The sequence below is a fragment of the Paenibacillus sp. J22R3 genome (assembly GCF_056269305.1).
Map to the genome: position 1 here is coordinate 660,145 of NZ_JBWDNS010000002.1, position 18,857 is coordinate 679,001.

The 18,857-nt window shown below is 46.9% G+C and carries 19 protein-coding genes; 12 read left to right on the forward strand and 7 right to left on the reverse strand.

Annotated features, from left to right (window positions below; translation table 11 throughout):
• Positions 1-11: 11 nt before the first annotated feature.
• Complete coding sequence (locus AC0YN4_RS11110; RefSeq protein ID WP_475781533.1) at positions 12-485, reverse strand: GlcG/HbpS family heme-binding protein; 474 nt, start codon at positions 483-485, stop codon at positions 12-14.
• Positions 486-781: 296 nt separating this feature from the next.
• On the opposite strand from AC0YN4_RS11110, the gene AC0YN4_RS11115 reads away from it, so the two are divergent.
• Positions 782-1,873 carry a glycosyltransferase family 4 protein gene (locus AC0YN4_RS11115; RefSeq protein WP_475781534.1) on the forward strand — a complete coding sequence of 364 codons (1,092 nt, stop codon included), beginning with the start codon at positions 782-784 and terminating at the stop codon, positions 1,871-1,873.
• A gap of 61 nt (positions 1,874-1,934) precedes the next feature.
• Here AC0YN4_RS11115 and AC0YN4_RS11120 read toward each other — a convergent pair whose 3' ends face one another.
• From AC0YN4_RS11120 to AC0YN4_RS11130, 3 genes are read right to left on the reverse strand one after another with little or no spacing between them, the layout of a single operon-like run.
• Positions 1,935-2,693 (reverse strand): glycosyltransferase family 2 protein, encoded by a 759-nt coding sequence (locus AC0YN4_RS11120; protein ID WP_475835815.1) that lies wholly within the window; start codon positions 2,691-2,693, stop codon positions 1,935-1,937.
• 23 nt (positions 2,694-2,716) lie between these two features.
• Complete coding sequence (locus AC0YN4_RS11125) at positions 2,717-3,418, reverse strand: glycosyltransferase family 2 protein (protein WP_475835816.1); 702 nt, start codon at positions 3,416-3,418, stop codon at positions 2,717-2,719.
• Positions 3,408-4,433 carry a glycosyltransferase family 4 protein gene (locus tag AC0YN4_RS11130; RefSeq protein WP_475781537.1) on the reverse strand — a complete coding sequence of 342 codons (1,026 nt, stop codon included), beginning with the start codon at positions 4,431-4,433 and terminating at the stop codon, positions 3,408-3,410. Before AC0YN4_RS11130 ends, AC0YN4_RS11125 begins: the two co-directional genes overlap by 11 nt.
• Positions 4,434-4,622: 189 nt before the next feature.
• Between AC0YN4_RS11130 and AC0YN4_RS11135 the strand changes: the two genes are divergently transcribed.
• The 6 genes from AC0YN4_RS11135 (at position 4,623) to AC0YN4_RS11160 (ending at position 12,064) form a co-directional block, all read left to right on the forward strand.
• A complete protein-coding gene (locus AC0YN4_RS11135; RefSeq protein ID WP_475781538.1) occupies positions 4,623-5,615 on the forward strand; it encodes a sugar phosphate nucleotidyltransferase in 993 nt (330 codons plus the stop codon).
• A complete protein-coding gene (locus tag AC0YN4_RS11140) occupies positions 5,612-6,907 on the forward strand; it encodes a UDP-glucose dehydrogenase family protein (protein WP_475835817.1) in 1,296 nt (431 codons plus the stop codon). The genes AC0YN4_RS11135 and AC0YN4_RS11140 overlap by 4 nt, the downstream gene beginning before the upstream one ends.
• 298 nt (positions 6,908-7,205) lie before the next feature.
• On the forward strand, positions 7,206-8,747 hold the full coding sequence (locus AC0YN4_RS11145) for a spore germination protein (protein ID WP_475781540.1): 1,542 nt from the start codon (positions 7,206-7,208) through the stop codon (positions 8,745-8,747).
• 13 nt (positions 8,748-8,760) lie between these two features.
• On the forward strand, positions 8,761-9,939 hold the full coding sequence (locus AC0YN4_RS11150; protein ID WP_475835818.1) for a Ger(x)C family spore germination protein: 1,179 nt from the start codon (positions 8,761-8,763) through the stop codon (positions 9,937-9,939).
• Between the two features lie 271 nt (positions 9,940-10,210).
• On the forward strand, positions 10,211-11,272 hold the full coding sequence (locus AC0YN4_RS11155) for a GerAB/ArcD/ProY family transporter (RefSeq protein WP_475835819.1): 1,062 nt from the start codon (positions 10,211-10,213) through the stop codon (positions 11,270-11,272).
• A gap of 21 nt (positions 11,273-11,293) precedes the next feature.
• Entirely contained in the window at positions 11,294-12,064 is a 771-nt protein-coding gene (locus tag AC0YN4_RS11160) for a Crp/Fnr family transcriptional regulator (RefSeq protein WP_475781543.1), read from the forward strand.
• 240 nt (positions 12,065-12,304) lie between these two features.
• On the opposite strand, the gene AC0YN4_RS11165 is transcribed toward AC0YN4_RS11160, so the two are convergent.
• Positions 12,305-12,763: a cupin domain-containing protein gene (locus AC0YN4_RS11165; protein WP_475781544.1), complete on the reverse strand. Its 459-nt coding sequence runs from the start codon at positions 12,761-12,763 to the stop codon at positions 12,305-12,307.
• A 522-nt stretch (positions 12,764-13,285) separates the two neighbouring features.
• Between AC0YN4_RS11165 and AC0YN4_RS11170 the strand changes: the two genes are divergently transcribed.
• The 3 genes from AC0YN4_RS11170 to AC0YN4_RS11180 all read left to right on the forward strand — a co-directional run bounded on the left by AC0YN4_RS11170 (position 13,286) and on the right by AC0YN4_RS11180 (position 14,954).
• The gene (locus AC0YN4_RS11170) at positions 13,286-13,759 is read left to right on the forward strand and encodes a GNAT family N-acetyltransferase (protein WP_475835820.1); all 474 of its coding nucleotides are present in this window, start codon (positions 13,286-13,288) and stop codon (positions 13,757-13,759) included.
• A gap of 82 nt (positions 13,760-13,841) precedes the next feature.
• Positions 13,842-14,543 carry a Crp/Fnr family transcriptional regulator gene (locus AC0YN4_RS11175; RefSeq protein ID WP_475835821.1) on the forward strand — a complete coding sequence of 234 codons (702 nt, stop codon included), beginning with the start codon at positions 13,842-13,844 and terminating at the stop codon, positions 14,541-14,543.
• An 81-nt stretch (positions 14,544-14,624) separates the two neighbouring features.
• Positions 14,625-14,954 (forward strand): putative quinol monooxygenase, encoded by a 330-nt coding sequence (locus AC0YN4_RS11180; RefSeq protein WP_475781547.1) that lies wholly within the window; start codon positions 14,625-14,627, stop codon positions 14,952-14,954.
• A gap of 369 nt (positions 14,955-15,323) precedes the next feature.
• Here the strand turns inward: AC0YN4_RS11180 and AC0YN4_RS11185 are convergent, their stop codons facing one another.
• Complete coding sequence (locus AC0YN4_RS11185; RefSeq protein WP_475835822.1) at positions 15,324-15,629, reverse strand: hypothetical protein; 306 nt, start codon at positions 15,627-15,629, stop codon at positions 15,324-15,326.
• Positions 15,630-15,687: 58 nt separating this feature from the next.
• On the opposite strand from AC0YN4_RS11185, the gene AC0YN4_RS11190 reads away from it, so the two are divergent.
• Together AC0YN4_RS11190 and AC0YN4_RS11195 are read left to right on the forward strand one after the other, a co-directional pair.
• Entirely contained in the window at positions 15,688-16,437 is a 750-nt protein-coding gene (locus AC0YN4_RS11190; protein ID WP_475781548.1) for a Crp/Fnr family transcriptional regulator, read from the forward strand.
• Between the two features lie 11 nt (positions 16,438-16,448).
• A complete protein-coding gene (locus AC0YN4_RS11195; protein WP_475835823.1) occupies positions 16,449-17,408 on the forward strand; it encodes an alpha/beta fold hydrolase in 960 nt (319 codons plus the stop codon).
• 179 nt (positions 17,409-17,587) lie between these two features.
• On the opposite strand, the gene AC0YN4_RS11200 is transcribed toward AC0YN4_RS11195, so the two are convergent.
• The gene (locus tag AC0YN4_RS11200; protein ID WP_475835824.1) at positions 17,588-18,727 is read right to left on the reverse strand and encodes an NAD(P)-binding domain-containing protein; all 1,140 of its coding nucleotides are present in this window, start codon (positions 18,725-18,727) and stop codon (positions 17,588-17,590) included.
• Positions 18,728-18,857: the final 130 nt, after the last annotated feature.

The following is an 18,857-nucleotide window of genomic DNA, read 5'->3' on the forward strand; positions in this document are numbered from 1 at the left end:
GTACTCTTCGATTACCTTTTTAAAAATGGAAAATACCCGTTACGAGCACTAGAAATTGATGCTTCTCCACCTGCAAGTATATGCGTGAAGGCTAAAACGGCGGCATTGGCTACTTCGATATCCTGAGCACTCGTGCCTCCACTTACTCCGATACCACCAATGACTTTATTATCTATTAAGAAGGGGATACCTCCCCCCAAAATGACAAGTTTACCTTGGTTAGTAGTATTAATACCAAACGAAGGAGCGCCAGGCTGAGCCGATTGCGCCAGATTTGCTGTCGGCATCTGCATGGCTACGCTAGTCCAAGCCTTATTCTGTGAGATTTCGATTCCAGCAATTTTGGCACTATCCATACGATGAAATGCAACTAGGTTCGCGCCTTCATCTACTATTGCGATATCGCTTGACAAACCCATTTGCCGGGCTTTTTGTTCTGCAATTGCAAGCAAGTATTTTGCCGTTTCTAAGCTTATTTTGAACATCTCTTTCACTCCTCAGGATTTGGATGTTCCTGCATTGTATGGTCTTTCTCCCAGTAGAGTGAATTCATGTGCCATCATGGAGAGGATTTCTGTGATAAAAGCTACAATAATTTGCGAAAGAGTCATAATTAAATCAAAACATATTGATAGAAAAGCATTATGAACGAATTGGATAATATAGCGGATAGCTGCTGTTAGATTTATTAAATTCGTCAATAAATGACCATTGCCTATCAACATATGTGAATCTTCGAATAGTTTGTAATACAACTTCAAAGAGACGAGAGGAGAATGTTATGAAACTGCTAATCATCGCACCCGAACAAATTCCAGTACCTCCGCCGGTCGGAGGGTCGGTGGAGAACTGCATCTATCAGATCACGAAGCAAATTTCGAACGAGCACCAAGTCACGATCGTCAGTCTATATCGCAAGAATCTAGCACGTAAATCTATTGTCGACAACATGACGATCTTGAGAGTATCCGGTGGTTCGAAGCAAGCGTATTTATCAAACGCGATTAGAAAAGTGAAAGGGAATCGCTACGATCTAATTCAGATCGACAATAGGCCGAGCTTCGCAAAAGCGTTTCGGCAATCGTTTCCGAAAACGCCAATTGCCATCTTCATGCATTCCATGACATTCGTATCCAGCCCCATGACGACGACGCAGAAAGCGAATGCGGAATTCAATCACGCGAATCTGATCGTCGGCAATAGCAAATCGCTGCAGCAGTCTTTGATTAGTCGCTTTCCCGCGCATAAAGCAAAAATCAGCTTCGTACATCTTGGCGTCGATACGGAAAAATTCCATCCAATCGGCTCGTCTTCCTCCAAGCCGTTCCACCTTCTCTTCGCGGGTAGGCTCATTCCGCGGAAAGGGGTCCCCACGTTGATGAAGGCTTTCGGTATAGCGCTTAAATCCATTCCTTCGCTTCGATTAACGGTTGCTGGCGGATCAGGGAAAGCCTCCTACAAGGCATTCTTGATGAGAACCGCGCGCAGCCTGAACGTTCCCGTCCAGTTCAAGGGAAATCTCTCCCGCAAGCAAATGCCGGCGTTCTACCGGACTGGCGACTGCTTCGTTTGTCCTTCGCAGAGGCACGAGGCATTCGGACTCGTCAACGTCGAAGCCATGGCCAGCGGCCTGCCGGTAATCGCCTCCCATAACGGCGGCATACCGGAAATCGTGCAACATGACCGGAACGGGCTGCTCGTGCAAGACTACCACAAACCATCGGCGTTCGCCGCCCAAATCGTTAAACTCGCGCGCGATCCGGAAATGCGCGGCCGACTCGCTAAGCAGGCCAGGAAGGATGCGCAGAACCGGTTCAACTGGAAGCTGACCGCCTCGAATTTAATGGAGCTTTACAAAAGTAAACTGAATTAGAAAGGGGACGACAAGGACGGAGTATATAGGGAGGTGTTTATTCGCATGCATGGAGTTGCACCTAGTTTATTTCTATTCCGTCCGGTAAGGGCAGAAGATCGAGCGTCCGATCGACGTAAGGTTTGAAATCATTCGTTCGAATGATCGCGGCGCCTTTGGAAGCGAGCAACTGCTTATCCGAAACCTGCCAAGTATGTGATCTTCGGTTTGCGCGGCGGTATGCGGCGAAGTTGTAGGAAGAGGCAGTGAACACTTTGAATCCTTGTTTCAGGCATGCTTGAACGAATCGCGCATCGGACCCGGCAACCACCTTAGTCGAGAAGGCAACCTTCTTGAATACCCGTTTGTGAAACATGATCGTGGGGCCAGCTATTCGTCTGCACCGGCCATATGGCTTGACTGTCGTTTTGCGAAGCAGCAGTAAGGAACGATGGGGGAAGAAGAAATAACTGGAACGTTTGCCGACGACGTCCGCTTTCTTCTTAAGAAACAATAACATAGATTCATCGAGATATTGGGGCGAATAGTAGTCATCGTCATCGAATTTGGCAATATAGCTATATCGGGCACGGGTTACCGCGTAATTGAGGCATGCCCCAAGATTTCTGCACTCGTCTACCCGATAAACACGGACGTTTTCATATTGTTTTGCAAGTTCTTTATAAGGACCCATGGCGATGTCGTTGTCATTAATGATTACAATGAGCTCTTTGACGCTCCATTCCTGACGGTCGTAATTATCGAACATATTGTGCATGAGGTCTTTTCGAATCGTTGAGGTAATGATAGTTACGCCTGTATCTGTATCCGCGGATATCATCTTTGTCTCCTTTTATAGATCATCTAGTTGACAAATCTTCTATAATACTTCGTCTTGCGAACAAGCCGGCATTGCGACATATAGCGGTACGTGGTTTTCTTCTGCGTATGGCTGTTGTTGTTTTTTCTTCGGATGCAGACATAATGCCTTTTGGACACGGAATATACGCGGAAGCCTCTGCGAACGCAGCGCCCGACCCAACCGGAATCGGTGCCAGACTTCTTAAACTCGGGGAACGGGACACGCTTCCAGACTGATTTCCGGAAGACCAGCGTGCCGCCCTTGACGCTGCGGCTATACTTCCATTCGCCGCCACGGCGGAACACCATCAGCGCCCGCTTCGCTTTGAAGTAGAGGAAGGCGGTATGTTTGCCGACGATGGACGCCTTGCCGCGTTTAATCGCTCGGGCGGTTTCCCTAAGAAACTTAGGGCCGTAATAATCATCGTCGTCGAACTTGGCGATGATGCCGTTCTCAGCGAGATTGATGGCGTAATTCAAGCATTTTCCGAGCTTGAATTTCTGGGAAAGCTGGAATACGCGGACTTCGTTTTCAGGGTATTGGCTTGCCCGCTGTCGATAGAGCTCGATATCCATGTTGTCGTTGTTCAAGACAATGATCATTTGTTTATTCTTCCAAAGCTGACGATCGTAATTCTCGAATACGTTGTCAATGCAGGAGGATCTCATCGTACAGGCGATCACAGTGATCATCTTAGTTGTCATCTCCATTCGATGTAGGTTGAAGCTTAGCTTTGCGCCGATTCCATAATGTATTTTTTTTGATTTTGTACAATTTTTTGCTGATAATCTTCTGATACAGCTTAAGGAATGAATCCGTCATAATGATATCTGAATAGCGGGTTCTCGCATAGCGTCTGCATTTGCGGGCTGTGGGCAGCCTTTTGCGGTATCTGACCTTCATCGCCATGCCAGATGTGGTTTTGCACAAGAGCTGCGGTAATCCCCGAAGCACCTCGGCCACTCCGCCCTTCCGAAAGCCGAGCACAGGCGTACCGCTGGCTAGCGCTTCGATGAGGACAAGACCGAATGGTTCATCCCAAGTCGACGTGAACAGGACACAGCTGGCATTGGCAAGAAGCTCGTGTTTGCGGTCTCCTCCCACGGGGCCAACGTAGCGGATTTGTTTGCCCAGATACGGTTTGATTTTAGCGTTGTAATATTTTTTGTCATTCAGCGTACCGGCGATGATGAGCCGTCTGCCCGTTTTCTTGGCCACCTTGATGGCTAGATGGACGCCCTTTTCTTTGATCAATCTTCCCAAGAAGAGCAGGTATTTCTGTTTGGTGGATTTAAAGGTGTAATCCCCCATACGGATTCCGTTGTGGACCGCGTAGCCTTTTCGTTTCCCGTATTTGCGCAGGATGAATCTGCTTACGTATACGCGAATCTGCACGTTTGACTTGATCCCCTTGGAATGGGACTGACAGATGGTCGGAATGGGCGGATTCGCTTTCGCGACGATGCCGTAGTGATCGTGAATGATGTCCACATCGGATGGGAGGTTTTTTATAATGAAATCGAGTTGCTCTTTCGGATCGTCCGATTCATATTCAAACGTTTGGGTAGCATTCGAGGTCGATCCTTTCTTGGCAAACAGAAACACCTCATGCCCCCGTCTGACCAATTCTTCCGTCAAATAATGAACATCGCGCTGCGTGCCCCCGTAATCCTTCGGAGGGACAGGAATCGTATTGGTTGAGATTTGAGCTATTCTCAAAATATCCACAGCTCCTTAGGTCAGTGTCTTCCATAGGCGTTTCTTTGTAGGATATGAATAGACTCTTGTGCAGGGCACGGCGCTTTCATCAAGATCAGCGGCATTTTTTTCTTGCGTAGTGTGCGGCCTATACCAAGTGAAAGCCGTTTTCATAGAATAATAGAAGTTGATTAGAAGGGAGAGAGGCTTTTGAAGGGATTGATTCTCTGTGCGGGGAAAGGAAGTCGATTATATCCGTTTACCCATAGTCGTCCGAAGACGCTCATACCTGTCGCAAATACTCCCCTATTGCAATTATCGCTTGTGAAATTAATAGAGCTCGGCATAGATCAGGTCGGCATAGTAATTCATCCATCGCAGGAAGCTGCCATTCGTGAGCAATTCGGTGAGGGAGAAGCGCTTGGCATTTCAATCTCGTACATCTATCAGTACGAGGCCAAAGGAATTGCGCATGCAGTCAAGCAAGCTCAAGCATTTATCTCGGAGGAAGCTTTTTTACTGCTCCTGGGGGATAATCTGATTTCCGCTCCGTTATATGCGCTGAAGGATGACATCGAGCTTGGCGGGGTACAAGCATCTTTGCTGCTCGCGAATGTTACGGCTCCGAAGGATTACGGCATCGCGGATATTCGGGATGGGCGAATCATTAGTCTTGATGAGAAGCCGACGATTCCTAAGTCCAATTTAGCGGTGCTTGGTTCGTATGCCTTTACTAAAGATATTTTCACGGCGATCGACGAAATTCGACCTTCCAAGCGGGGGGAGTACGAGATTACGGATGCGATTCAACGGTTAATCGATAAGCGTCTAGTTGTCGCGTATCATGTTACCGATCAGTTGAACATAGATGTCGGTACGATGGACCGGTGGCTGGAGGCTAATCAGAAATTGCTTAGCGCAGATGCTTCGAAAAATCGGATTCACGAGTCCGTCAGGTTGGAGCGGTGCACGATCGTGGAGCCTGTATCCATCGATAAGGACTGCGTGCTGAAGGATTGCCGGGTCGGGCCGTACGTGTCCGTGGGCGCTGGCTCCAAGCTGGAAAACTGTCATATCGAAAACAGCGTGATTTTGAATGGGGTTCATGCGCAAAATCCTCCATTTGTATTGAAAAATGTTATTCTTGGCGAGCATTCAATCGTCGCCGGTGTGAACAACGACGAGGGAGTGAATGAACCTTGAAAATTTTAATAATTGGGACGGGCTACGTAGGGGCTACGACCGCGATGGTATTTGCAGAGTCGGGCTGGCAAGTCACGGGTCTTGATGTCGATGCTTTCAAAATTGAGCGGCTGAGGCAGGGACGTTTGCATTTTCACGAGCCTGGCCTTGAAGATCTTATATCAAAGCACGTGAACAGCGGCCGATTACTCTTTACTACGAATAAAGAGACGGCTATCGCTGAGCACGACGTCATTTTTATTTGCGTCGGAACGCCTTCGCAGCTGGACGGAAACGCGGACCTGCGCTACATTCAACAGGCAGCTGAGGACATCGGGTACTGGATGAACGACTACAAGCTAATTGTCACCAAAAGCACCGTCCCCGTAGGCACGCAAGAGCAAATAAAAATGTGGATCGAAGCGTCTCAACGGGAAACCTACTCCTTCGATGTTGCTTCAAATCCCGAATTTCTGCGAGAAGGCAAAGCCGTGGAAGATGCCTTGCGGCCGGATCGTATCGTAATTGGCACGGACAGCGCGAGTGCAACGGAGCAGCTTCAAAAGCTTTACAGGACGTTTAATTGCCCTTGGATCGTAACGAAGCCTCGGACCGCAGAGCTAATCAAGTATGCGTCCAATGCCTTTCTCGCCACGAAAATATCGTATATGAACGAGCTTGCGAGACTTTGTGATGAGCTGGAAATCAACGTTAAAGAGGTTGCCGATGGAATGGGGCTGGATCCTCGGATCGGACCAAGCTTCCTTCAAGCCGGTCTGGGGTATGGAGGCTCCTGTTTTCCGAAAGACGTCTCGGAGCTTGTCATGACATCAAAAAAGCACGAAGTGAATCTTCGTATTCTGGACCAAGTGATGGAAGTTAACCGCCTTCAGTTTACTTATTTGATTGACAAGGCGAGGTCGCGGCTGGGAGACTTTACGAACAAGAACATTGCGGTACTGGGGCTTGCGTTTAAGCCAAATACGGATGATATCCGTGAAGCGCCAGCACTACGGGTGATTCAAGAGTTGCTGCTCGAACAGGCAAAAGTAAGATTGTTTGATCCCGTTGCCAAATTGCCAGTCCATGATTGTTATGATTCGGTTACGGTTTGTGGATCGGTGGAAGAAGCCTTACAAGATGCAGAAGCGATCATCCTGTGCACCGAATGGACGGAGTTTGGACAGCTGAATTGGGAACACCTAAAAGCGCATCTTGGGCAGGCCAATTTCTTCGATGGTCGCAATATGTTGGATGCTTGGCGGATGCGGGAAATCGGTTATTATTATCAAGGCATTGGCAATGATTATTAGCCGAAGTCATTCGACATAACGACCATTAGAGATGCAAAATCAGCTTAAAAGGTGCTGAAGCCTATCGAATGTTCCGTCAAGCCGCATGCGGCAAACAAACAGTTTAATACGAGCCGTCCACCTAAGGAAGGCTTCTTTTTTTTGTATCGCAAATAGTTAGTCTATATTAATTGATTCTCTTAGAGGGATGATCTGTGTTGTGCAATGGTGGTCAACGGCATTCTACGGATACATAGAAATCAGGTAAGAAGGGTATGTTATTCCTGCGGTAAAGTTTACATAAACTGGGGGGAATCGTGTGATTGGGAAGGGTTTTGGGAGGAGAACAAGGGTATCGAAGGTCTTCCTGGATAAATCAACCTTACATCAGAGCGAACGCCTCTCCTCTTCTCTAGAAGAAAACAAAACCAAACTTCTTGCAATCTTCGAAAGCTGCGCTGATGTTGTCTTTCGCCCATTTTATATTGGCGGGCAACGATACGCCTTCCTACTATTTATTGATGGATTAATCGATAGCACGCAATTGGATGAATCACTGTTAAAGCCACTCATGTCCAGTATGCCTTCCGAAATACCCCATGATGCTCCAGAACTTCTTCCATTCCTTCAAAATCGCCTCATCATGATTTCCCAAGTGAAACAGACGGCGGAATTGGTTCAGATTGAACGCGAGATACTACATGGTTCAGTAGTGATATGCGTGGACAACCAGGCAGAAGCAATTGCAGTCGGCTTGCCGGGAGGTAACACCAGAGCCGTTGATGAGCCTGCTTCCGAAAGTACTGTACGCGGTTCCCGTGACTCATTCACCGAAGTTCTTAGCACGAATACGAGCTTGATCCGCAGAAGAGTTCGATCCTCCCGGTTGAAAATCGAAATGCTCACGGTCGGAGAAATCACGCGAACCGACGTTGCCATCGCCTATCTGAAAGGGATTACGAACGAATCCACCTTGCAAGAAATAAAATCGCGAATTCAAGACATTGAAATTGACGTCGTGCTGGAGTCCGGATACATCGAACAATTAATCGAAGAGAAAACGTACTCCCCTTTTCCTCAATTTCTCGTGACGGAACGCCCCGACTATCTCGCTGCGGCCTTACTGCAAGGGCAAGTCGCGATATTTACCGATGGCTCCCCGTTTGCGATCAGCGCTCCGATGACGTTCTGGGGGTTTATGCAGGCCGGCGAGGATTATTATGAACGCGTGCTGTATATCAATGCCATTCGAGTGATCCGGTTTATCTTTGCCATGATTGCATTACTGCTGCCTTCTCTTTATGTTGCGCTTACGACCTTCCATCAGCAAATGATTCCGACGAATCTTCTGCTTAGTATAGCCGCGGCTCGCGAAGGGGTTCCTTTTCCAGCGTTGGTTGAAGCCATAATAATGGAAGTGACGTTCGAGGGCTTAAGGGAAGCCGGCGTCCGCTTGCCGAAGCAAGTGGGACAGGCGGTCAGTATCGTTGGAGGTTTGGTCGTCGGTCAAGCTGCGGTACAGGCGGGCATCGTGTCCGCTCCGATGGTAATTGTCGTGTCCTTAACGGGCATCGCTTCGTTTACCATCCCGCGGTATAATTTCTCCATTGCTTTCCGGATGTTACGGTTCCCCTTGATTATCCTTGCAGGCATGTTCGGTCTTTATGGCATTTCAATTGGCTTGTTGGTGATTCTAGTCCATCTCAGCGGGTTGAAATCATTTGGGGTTCCCTATCTGTTTCCGGTGGCACCCGTTACCTTGCAAGGCCTCAAAGATGCGCTGTTCCGCGCTCCCTTGTGGACGCTGTATCTCCATCCGCAGACGGTCGGCAAGAAATCAAGTAGAAAGGGGAGAGGCTGATTTGCCTGCGCGCATGCTTCTCTTACTTCTGTTCGTACCGCTGCTAAGCGGCTGCTGGGATCGGGTCGAAATGAACGACATCTCTTTTTTTATGGCTTCGGGCTTGGATTTATCGGAAGACGGAAGATTGAAAACGACGATTCAAGTACCGATTCCCGCAGGAGTTGGCGGCGGCGAGAGCGGCAAGGCATCGACTGGCACTTTCGGAAAAACGTACTATGCCGTTTCGGCCATCGGCACGAACATTTTCGATGCTGAGAGACAAATCCAGCAAAAGAATTCCCGCCATTTCTTCAAAGGCCAGCGCAGAGTCGTGTTTATTGGCGAAGCGCTTGCGAGGAAAGGCATCCAAGATATTTTGGACAACTATGCGAGGGATCCGAGAAGCCGGTTGCGGACTTATATTGTCGTGGCGAAAGGCATCGAAGCATCCCAGCTCCTTCAAAACGATCATCCCACCGAACGTATTCCGGCAGATGAAGTTCGAGAGCTGGAACGTTCCGGGGTCGGCACATCCGTGACGTTTCGCGACTTCTTGATGACGCAAGCCAGGGGTGGAATCGTGCCCGTGACGGGAGCTATCGAGCTGGTGCCGCCTTTGGTGGATCCGAGTAGCAGCGCGGCATCCAAATTCAAAATGTTCCGACTTTCCTCGACGGCCGTGTTTAAAGACTATAAATTAATCGGTTACTTAAACGACATTGAAACGCGAAGCCTGCGGTGGATCAAAAACGAATCCAAAGAAGAGCATTTCGGAGATACGCTTCCCGAACTTAGCGGAAACATCGGCATTGTATTGAATGACCTTAAATGCAAAGTCAAAGTCACCATGAACGGCAACCATGCGCGAGTACGCATCCAGCTTCGGGGCACGGGCACGATCAATGAATCGAACGTCAATTTAAAGCTGAGCCAATTGTCGAATATGACGCTCATCGAAAAACAATTCGGTGAATTAATTTCGCGGCAAACGTTGCAGACCGTGAAGAAAGCCCAGACGGAATGGAAAGCCGACATTTTCGGGTTTGGATTGCATCTGCATCAATTTCATTATCAGACGTGGAAGAAGGTTCGTACGCAATGGGATACGATTTTTTCCGAAGCCGACGTCGACGTAACGGCTGAAATCCGCCTTCACCGAGCCGGAATCATTGGGAATTCCTTTGAGCATCAAGGAGCGGAGAAGAAATGATCATGCTCTCGCTGCTGTTTTTGTTGGGATTTGCATCCATGGCAGGGATTCAATTTCGCTATATGCGCCATTCGGCTTCCAAAATAGACGTGATGTTCGTTTCGATCCTATTACTTGGCTCCGCATTGTTGGGATTTCTAATAATTTGGCATGTATCAATTCTCAGTCCGTCGGTTCTCATCAGGAAATGGTTGCTGTTTCTTGTTGAATGAACCTGCTGGAAAGGTAGGTTTCAATGGAGACTTATGGACCGAATGATCGGATTTCGAATTTGGAACTTTGGATACTCATGTTCGTGTTTACGATGGGCAGCTCGCTTAATTTGCAGATCGGTTACGTTGCAGGCCATGATTCATGGATATCAGCCATCCTTGGCACGATAGCGGGGCTCGGAATCAATTGGATTTACGCATTCTTATGTCAGAAATATCCGCAAAAATCATTAGTCGAAATCGCGCACATCTTATTCGGGCCATGGCTCGGCAAATCGGTCGGTTTATTGTATACCTGGTATGGCGTTTTCCTCGGGGCCTATGTGTTGCGCAATTTCACGGATTTGGCGGGAGCCGTTCTGCTGCCGAAAACGCCTTCCTTAATCGTAGGAAGCATCATGATCTGCGTGGTTGGCTGGACGGTATTCAAAGGGGTGGAGGTCATATGCAGATGCGCGATTATATTAATGGTGCTTACCGTGGTTTCTTCCCTCCTGATACAACTATTATTGATACCGGATATGGATCCAAAGGCAGTACTGCCGGTCTTTGAAAGCGGCTGGACGTCCATCTTCAAGGGTGCTGGACAAATCGCCACCGTTACTTTCGGAGAGACGGTTTTGTTTTCCATGCTCATTCCATATGTCAATCAGGCTGCCTCCGTGCAGAAAACCGTCCTTTCCATGGTGGCCGTAGTAGGGGTGTTCATTGTCGTTCAGGTTTTCGCCGTTATCATGGTATTAGGGGAAATCATGAACAACCAGCTGTTTCCCAGTTATACCGCTTTGACGTATGTCGGGGTCGGAGACTTCATTGAACGCATCGAGCCGTTCGGGTTTACGGCGTGGATTTTCAATGAATTTACCAAACTATGCGTCTGTTTATTTGCAACGACATTAGCTTTCTCGCAGACGATCGGCAGCCGAAATTACCGATTTTATATTATCCCCCTTGGACTGCTGGTTCTTATCGGAACCATTATTATTCATCCCAATCAGTTGGATCTCGTCGAATTCGTAAAAGATATTTGGCCGCTGTATTCGGTTCCTTTTCTGATTATCGTTCCGCTTTGCATGCTTCTCGTCTCTATGATAAAGCGAAAAAGCTGGAACTTGAAATAGTGTCGCACCAGGGGAATCAAAGTGAACCAAACTATGTATATTTTCATCGAGCAGCCGATTAAATTACGTTCAACACATAAGGAGTCACCGATGTTAGATAAACGCTTATATTTATCAAAGATGAGCATCTTTGAAGTATTGACCCCTGATGACTTGGCGGAGCTTGATCATATTTCGCCGATGACCCATTTTAGTCCAATTCCTAAAGGAAGCTTAATACAAACGCCTGAAACAGCTAAAGACGGACTGTTTTTTCTTAAAGAAGGTAAACTTCGGTTGTATAGAACGAATATGGAAGGTAAGCAATTTACTCTAGCCATTTTGGGCAAAGGCAATGTTTTCGGAGAGATCGACACGTTCTCTTTTGGGACGAAAGGACTTTATATCGAAACGATTGAGGAAACCTTAATTTGCTCGGTGCCCAAACAAGATTTTGAACATTTCTTGGCAGAGCGTCCGTTACTCGCCATGAAAATGCTAACGGAATTGAGCAAGATTCTTAAAGAGCGGGACGGCATGCTCGAGAAGATAGCACTTGGCGATGTCCGAGATCGCATTCTCCATTTATTACTCAAGCTTTCTGAACGATTTGGAGTAGAGGATGGAGAGTATGTAAGGATTGACTTGCCGTTAACGCATCAGGAAGTTGCCAATATGGTTGGGGCCACGCGCGAGGCAGTCTCTGTGATTCTGAAGACGCTAATGAGGGATAATGTTATTCAAACCGGGAGGAAATCGATATCCATTTCGCCCGTAAAAGTAGCTGAAATACTGGAGTTGACTTATTCGTGAAGGTTTGAAATAACTCTGCGGCTTCTGGAGATACTTGTTCGAGACTGCTCACTTGCATAGCAAGTTTGCAATGATACAAACGCAGATTTAGACAGATTGCTATACCGCTTGCATTTGACGCATGTGGCCCCACATACATAGTTTGAAATAGAAAAAGCGGCTGAACAGGATATACTCCTGATCAGCCGTTTATTTTTTATAATAGCAGTTGCATCCGTGCGTGAACTGCACCTCGTTTGCTTAGCCTAATTTGATGCCGATCGATGCATTGTCATCAGGTGTTCCGAGCCAATATCCATAGGCGATGGCTGCTTTAACAAAATGGTTCAATGCTTCCGGAGAAGGAGGACCCGGTGGAACCGAATCAGATGGACGGCCGATTTCAACGAAGAAGTCTCCCATGTTCGCCGTCGAGGCGACTACCAATGTTACGGTTTCATTCGTAGCATTTCTCCAAGCATGCTTTACGTCTCCCGGAATATCAACCGTTTGGCCGGCGCGAACGGTTTGCCAGCTGTCATTCGTGAACGCTTCAAGTTCTCCAGAGAGGACAACAAAGGTTTCGCGATCCTCGTGACTGTGAACAGGAACGACCACACCTGGTGGAACTTCTGCTTCCATAAGGCTGTAATCCCGATTATTCGCTAAATCCGTTAACAGTTTGATACGTGGTCCCATAACATCCAAAAAAGTTGACATAATTGTATTCCTCCATAAATTTATTTTTTTATGATGATAAACTCTAACAAAGAATGAACTCTTATTTATTGATAGCCGATATACTAGCGTGTTATAGCAGTTTTATTTGTGTAACACAGCAACGTCACCGCTCCTTTCTTGCTTGATTCCTATCATAGTGTCTTGCTATCTAGTTATCAGTAATCTATTTCACAAAAAAAGATACGTCGTTACTTAGCAACGTAAGTATCTGTAGCTGTATTCGTTGTTATTCATGTTGAACAAGTTTGTTTCTGCAGTTTCTACATTATAAGTTCCCGCATACGATTCCGATTTATTTGCATTGTAATCTGGATTACAGAAGCCGAAGATTTGGTAGTTTAAGATGAATGTAACCATCATTATCGGTTTCAGAAAAGGCTTGGAAAACGTTGGCTCGCAGCTTTGGCTGATCGTTGAACGATTTATTTCAATTGATTCGCGTTGAATCGTCAAGACATTAAACAAGCCCGAACGGGCGGGAGAACGGTGGAGAAACTGGGAGTGTTTAAAACGTATGATGCGAAATATAAAAATGAGATCGTCGATCTGATTCTGTTCGTTCAAAATTCGGAATTTCAACTAAATATCGGTATTGAGGAGCAGTCCGACATACTTGATATTCCAACGCATTACTTGGCTAACGGAGGAAACTTCTGGGTCGCTCTAAATGAAGGCGGAAATGTAATCGGATCGATTGGATTGCAGCAGCTCACGGAAGACCTTTACATCTTGAAGAAGTTTTTTATTTATAACGAATACCGGGGCAAAGCATTTTCGCTTGGACTATTCAATGAATTAGTCATGTATGCGAAGCAGCAAGGGATAAAGACGATTATCTTAGATACGCCATCCATCGCGACGCGATCGCATCGCTTCTACGAAAAGAACGGATTCAAGGAAATATCCAAACATGACTTGCCGGTTTCTTATGACTATCCGGATCGGGACTCATTACTTTACCGGTTGGATTTATGATATCGAACCTTTTTGTAAGTTAGATTACAGATATTAGTCGCATGCTGAGCTAAGATGAGCATATAACAAGGAGGGATGAACAATGAATAGATTTGAAAATCCCAGGTTGTTACTATTGTCGCAATTCAAAATATTCGAGTCGCTCCCAGCGGATATTATTCATGAAATCGATCAGTTGACTATGGGGACGAACGTAAATACGCTGCCTAAGAACTGCATTATCCAGACGCCGGGTAACCAAAGGAATGGATTGTTTTTCGTCATCACGGGCAAACTTCGTTTATATAAAACCAATTCGGCAGGCAAACAATATACGGTTTGCATTCTTAGCGAAGGCGGGATGTTTGGCGAAGTCAAATCGTTTTCTCTAGGCACAAGCGGAACTTACGTGGAAACGATGGAAGAAACGATGATCTATTCGATACCATCCGAACAATTCGAGCCGCTTTTAAGCAAATATTCGGAACTCACTTTGCGATTCTTATCGGAAATGAGTACGAGATTGCGAGATCAGGATGAGTTAGTAGAAAAACTTGTCTTTAGAGATCTTCGAGGAAAAGTGCTTTACTTTCTGAACCGGCTTTCAAAAAAATTCAGCGTGGAAGAAAACGGATATCGCAAAATAGACATCCCGCTGACTCATCAGGAATTGGCTAATATGGTCGGCGCTACAAGAGAAGCGGTATCGCTTGTATTACAGGAGCTCTCCAACGAGGGGATTCTCGCTACCAGCCGAAGAACGGTCATGATTGATATCGAAAAAGCCATGGAAGAACTGTCTTGATCTTTCAATTGGAATATTGCTTCTTCGGTTGCAGGCTGGATAGGATTCGAACAAAAACAATACGTCAGAGGAGGAATCAACATGTCCAATCAACAAGTCCAGCTGAATATTCGATTCAAAGCCAAACCGGGGAAAAGAGAAGAATTCCGCAAGGAGTTATCTTCCCTTATCGAAGAAATGTCATCCGAGAAAGCATTCATCAGCGCCATTGTCTCCGATGACCTGGATCAGCCGGATGATTTGGTTATTTATGAAACATGGCAAGGCACGAGAGACAGCTGGCTTGCGGAAGAATTCACAAAACCATATCGCAAGAATTACGAAGAAACACTGGGCGATTTAATCATTGATAGAAGCGTCAGTTGGCTGGAACCGAAGGGCGAATGGGGAAGTCGAATAACGAACGCGTAAAGGCTGCCGCTGATATATTTGGTGAAGCGCTCGGTCAAGTCCTGAGTCCGCCAAGATTACCGTTCCGCTGAGCCGCCCCCTTTTCGGATAACCATCGTTTTCAAATCAGGCAGAGGAGTCTGTACACAGCTCCCTGCCTGATTTTCACATCCCGGCAGAAAAAAAGCCATCCTGGATAAAATCAATATTAACGGGATCGCCACTAGAGAACAGGATCGCATTGTCCGAAGTATATTCAGAAACGAGCGCTTCTTACCGAGAAGAACAGCAGGAAAAATGGATGGAGTAAACTAGACTAACGGATAGCCTAGAAAGCAAAAACCCGGCTGTAGCCCTATTAAGGGCTGCTGCCGGGTTTTTCGGATCAGATCAAGAAAAATGCTTACCTGCTGTAATCGTAGTTCCCCATTCGCCCGTCGGTGTGTAGAAACTCAGTTCTCTTCCCAACAAATATTCTGCTGCTCTAGTATAGGGACCTTGACGGTAAGCTTTGGATTCTTCTTCTGCCAGCCACGTTTCTTTAGAGCAGTTCCAGATTTCATAAAATACAATTTCATCAGGATTATCAATATTATTATGAACAATTGCATTTACAAATTTACAAACAACCTTTTGAATTGTGTAGCTATTTATCTGGGTCATGCCAGGTAGCAGTTGAGGATATATAAGCTTCAACAAGAGGAGGATATATAATGAAGGCACTTTCCTATTGCTGAGGAGATTCCCAAGAAAAATGAGACATCAAGCTAATGTTATAAATGAATTTAAACGAACGTGGGGTAATTTACATATGCAGTCACCTTTGCGATTATCGTCGTCCAAGCTTTTCGCATCGCTCCCAAGCGAAATATTAAATGAGCTGGATCAATTAGTTTCTATAACGGACTTTCATTTTCTGAATAAAAAGACTGTTATTCAAACACCAGGGAACGAAAGGGTTGGCTTGTCCTTCGTCATTGAAGGAAAGCTGCGCCTCTATAAAACAAATTCGTCCGGAAAGCAATATACGGTCGGCATACTGAGTCCAGGAAGCATGTTTGGTGAGAGTGACTCATTCTCGCTTGGGACTCATGGGAATTATATTGAAGTCATTGAAGACGTATGTTTTTGCTCAATTCCGAAACAGTCTTTCGAAAACTTATTAGTAAAATATCCGGAACTGATCGTACGAATTTTGAAGGAGTTAAGCACGCGATTGAAGGAGCGGGACGAAATGTTGGAGACAATAACCTCGAAGGACCTCCGAGGTAAAGTTCTATTTTTCCTGTCGAAATTATCATCCAAATTTGGAATCGACAATGATGGAAATCAAAAAAACGATCTGCCATTAACTCATCAGGAGCTTGCTAATATGATTGGTGCTACTAGAGAAGCCGTATCCGTTGTCTTACAAGAGCTTTCCACTGAAGGCATCATAAGTACAGGGCGGAACTCAATCCTTATTCACAAAGAGAAATTGAATGAAGTTAGAATCAAAAAATAAACGACATCCGATTGCAGCAGCTATCTTTCAAGGTCTTAGTTGAGCTACCTATTCATATTTTTAGTAAGACGGTTGAACCTTGCAAGGAGGGAGAGCTACAGATGTCCTTGGCTGTGCAGTATAAGAAGATGAACATCGAAGGGATAGAAGTCTTTTTTCGCGAAGCAGGGAATCCGCGCAATCCGGCCATTATTCTTCTTCATGGATTTCCTAGCTCCTCCCACATGTTTCGGGATTTGATACCTTTATTGGCCGATCGCTATTATGTCATTGCACCGGACTATCCTGGATACGGAAACAGTAGTATGCCTTCAGTGGAGGAGTTCTCGTATACGTTCGAACATCTATCTTTGGTTATTGAACAATTAATTAATAGACTTTGCATTCCTCGATATATTTTGTATTGTCATGATTACGGCGGACCTGTCGGTTTCAGGCTCGCGATCCGCCATCCGGAGCGCGTATTAGGTTTCGTTATTCAGAACGCAGTTGCACATGCTATAGGGCTTGGGCAGCCATTTGATTTGTTCAAGGCCCTTTGGGCAGATCCGAGTCCCGAGAATAAGAAAGCGTTCGCCACGCTTGTCGATATTGAGTTCACCAAGAAGCAATATACCTTTGGCGCGTGCAATCCTTTTCTAATCAGTTCGGACGGTTATGCAATGGACCAATTCTTCCTGGATCGGCCGGGCAATGCCGCCATTCAGTTGGCACTAGGCTATGATTACAGAAATAATGTAGAACAATATCCGAAATGGCAGCAGTATTTGCGTACTTACCAGCCTCCAACCTTAATTGCTTGGGGCAAAAACGATTTTATATTCACATTGGCAGGGGCGTACGCGCTCGAACGGGAACTAACCTGTGTCGAACTCGTGCTGTTATGTGGCGGGCACTTTGTCCTTGAAGAAGAGAGCTTCACGGTTTCTAGATTAATCAAATCATTTTTTTGCCGGGTTTACGGATTTTAGTGATGTAGTTTATGAAATGAACAAATGTAACGGAAAAACGGATAGCGCGGATAACTACGACTAACGAAATCACTCGACTAACGAATACGGCAAGATGCACTTTGTAAAATCCAAGTATAGACACGGCTACTAACTAGTACATTACATAGTCGCGCAATTTCGAGCTTTTCGTATCCTAGTCAGTCGGGGCTGTCGTTTTTCAAGCCGACGATATGCGGGATTATGGTTCGGCATGTCTGGCGAAGGCCGGCAATGAAGCCGAAGGCAGGGCCATGGGTATGGCTGGCCAGCGGCCCGGTAAAATAAAGTCCGGGTATGCTGCTCTCAAAGTGCTCGCTTAAAAGAGGGAAGCCATGGAAGGGAGCTGGTTCCCGGAGGACGTCTCTGGAAAGCTCGGGCGCCAAGAAGGGCACGTTATCCAAATCGATGCGGTAACCGGTGGCGCTGACCACATGGTCTACTGCGCGTGTCTCGCCGTTAGAGAGCGCGAGCAGCGCTTTGCCGTCGTCCCGTACATCCGCCCGGACGATTTCCGCGCCGCCCGTCGCTTTCACTTTGCCTTCCACGTAAGGCTTCAGGAATAAGGCAACGCTGCCGCGTCTCGGCGTATTCCAGCGCTCCTGCTTCTCTTCGGGAGGCTGGCGGTAGAACTGCTCGGCCGATTCGATCAGACGAAGTCCGGAAACGGCATTGTCTTCCCCGGAGAAGCGAACTTCTTCTCCGCGAAACAGCAGCTCCGCGTCACAGCCGGCCAAATGAAGCAGCGCCGCCGCTTCCCAGGCGCTCTGGCCGCCTCCGACGACGGCAACCGAGCGGCCGCGAAAGTGATCGAACGAGGTTTGGCCGAATGTATGCGTCAGCAGCGATGGAGGCAGCGAATGCAGTACTTTCGGGACGTAGCTGAAATGCTGCAGCCCGGTGGCGACGGCGATATGAGCGGCTGACAGGCGGGAGCCCGTTCGGGTGACGATGTCAAAAGCACGCGGAGTACGCGTGATTTCAGCTGCTAGGTCAGACGTAAATGAAATGCCGGCCTGAAGGGCGAACCAGAAGGCGTAATCGACGAATGCGGGGCGCGGAAACGGAGAAACGAGAGAAGTTCCGGTTTCTTCGCAGAATCGCTCAATCGTCCATCTGTCATCGCTGTCCGAGAGGCTGATGTGAAGCGGATTGGTGCGGATGAACATCGTCTGCGGTATCTGCTCCTTCCAGAAATGCATCGGCTGTCCAAGCAGTACATAGGAGAGACCGGCGGCCTTGGCATGCGCAGCCAGTGATATGCCGTAAGGGCCTGCTCCGATAATGGCGAGATCGACCATGGAAAACCCCTCCTTGATGTTAATAAAATACGTTGTGCGAGCTGAGCTGCATGTTGACAGCATAGACGTTTGATGCTAAATTCATTATTGCCAGTAGGAATAGTAGGAATTGTATATCCACCGGAAAACC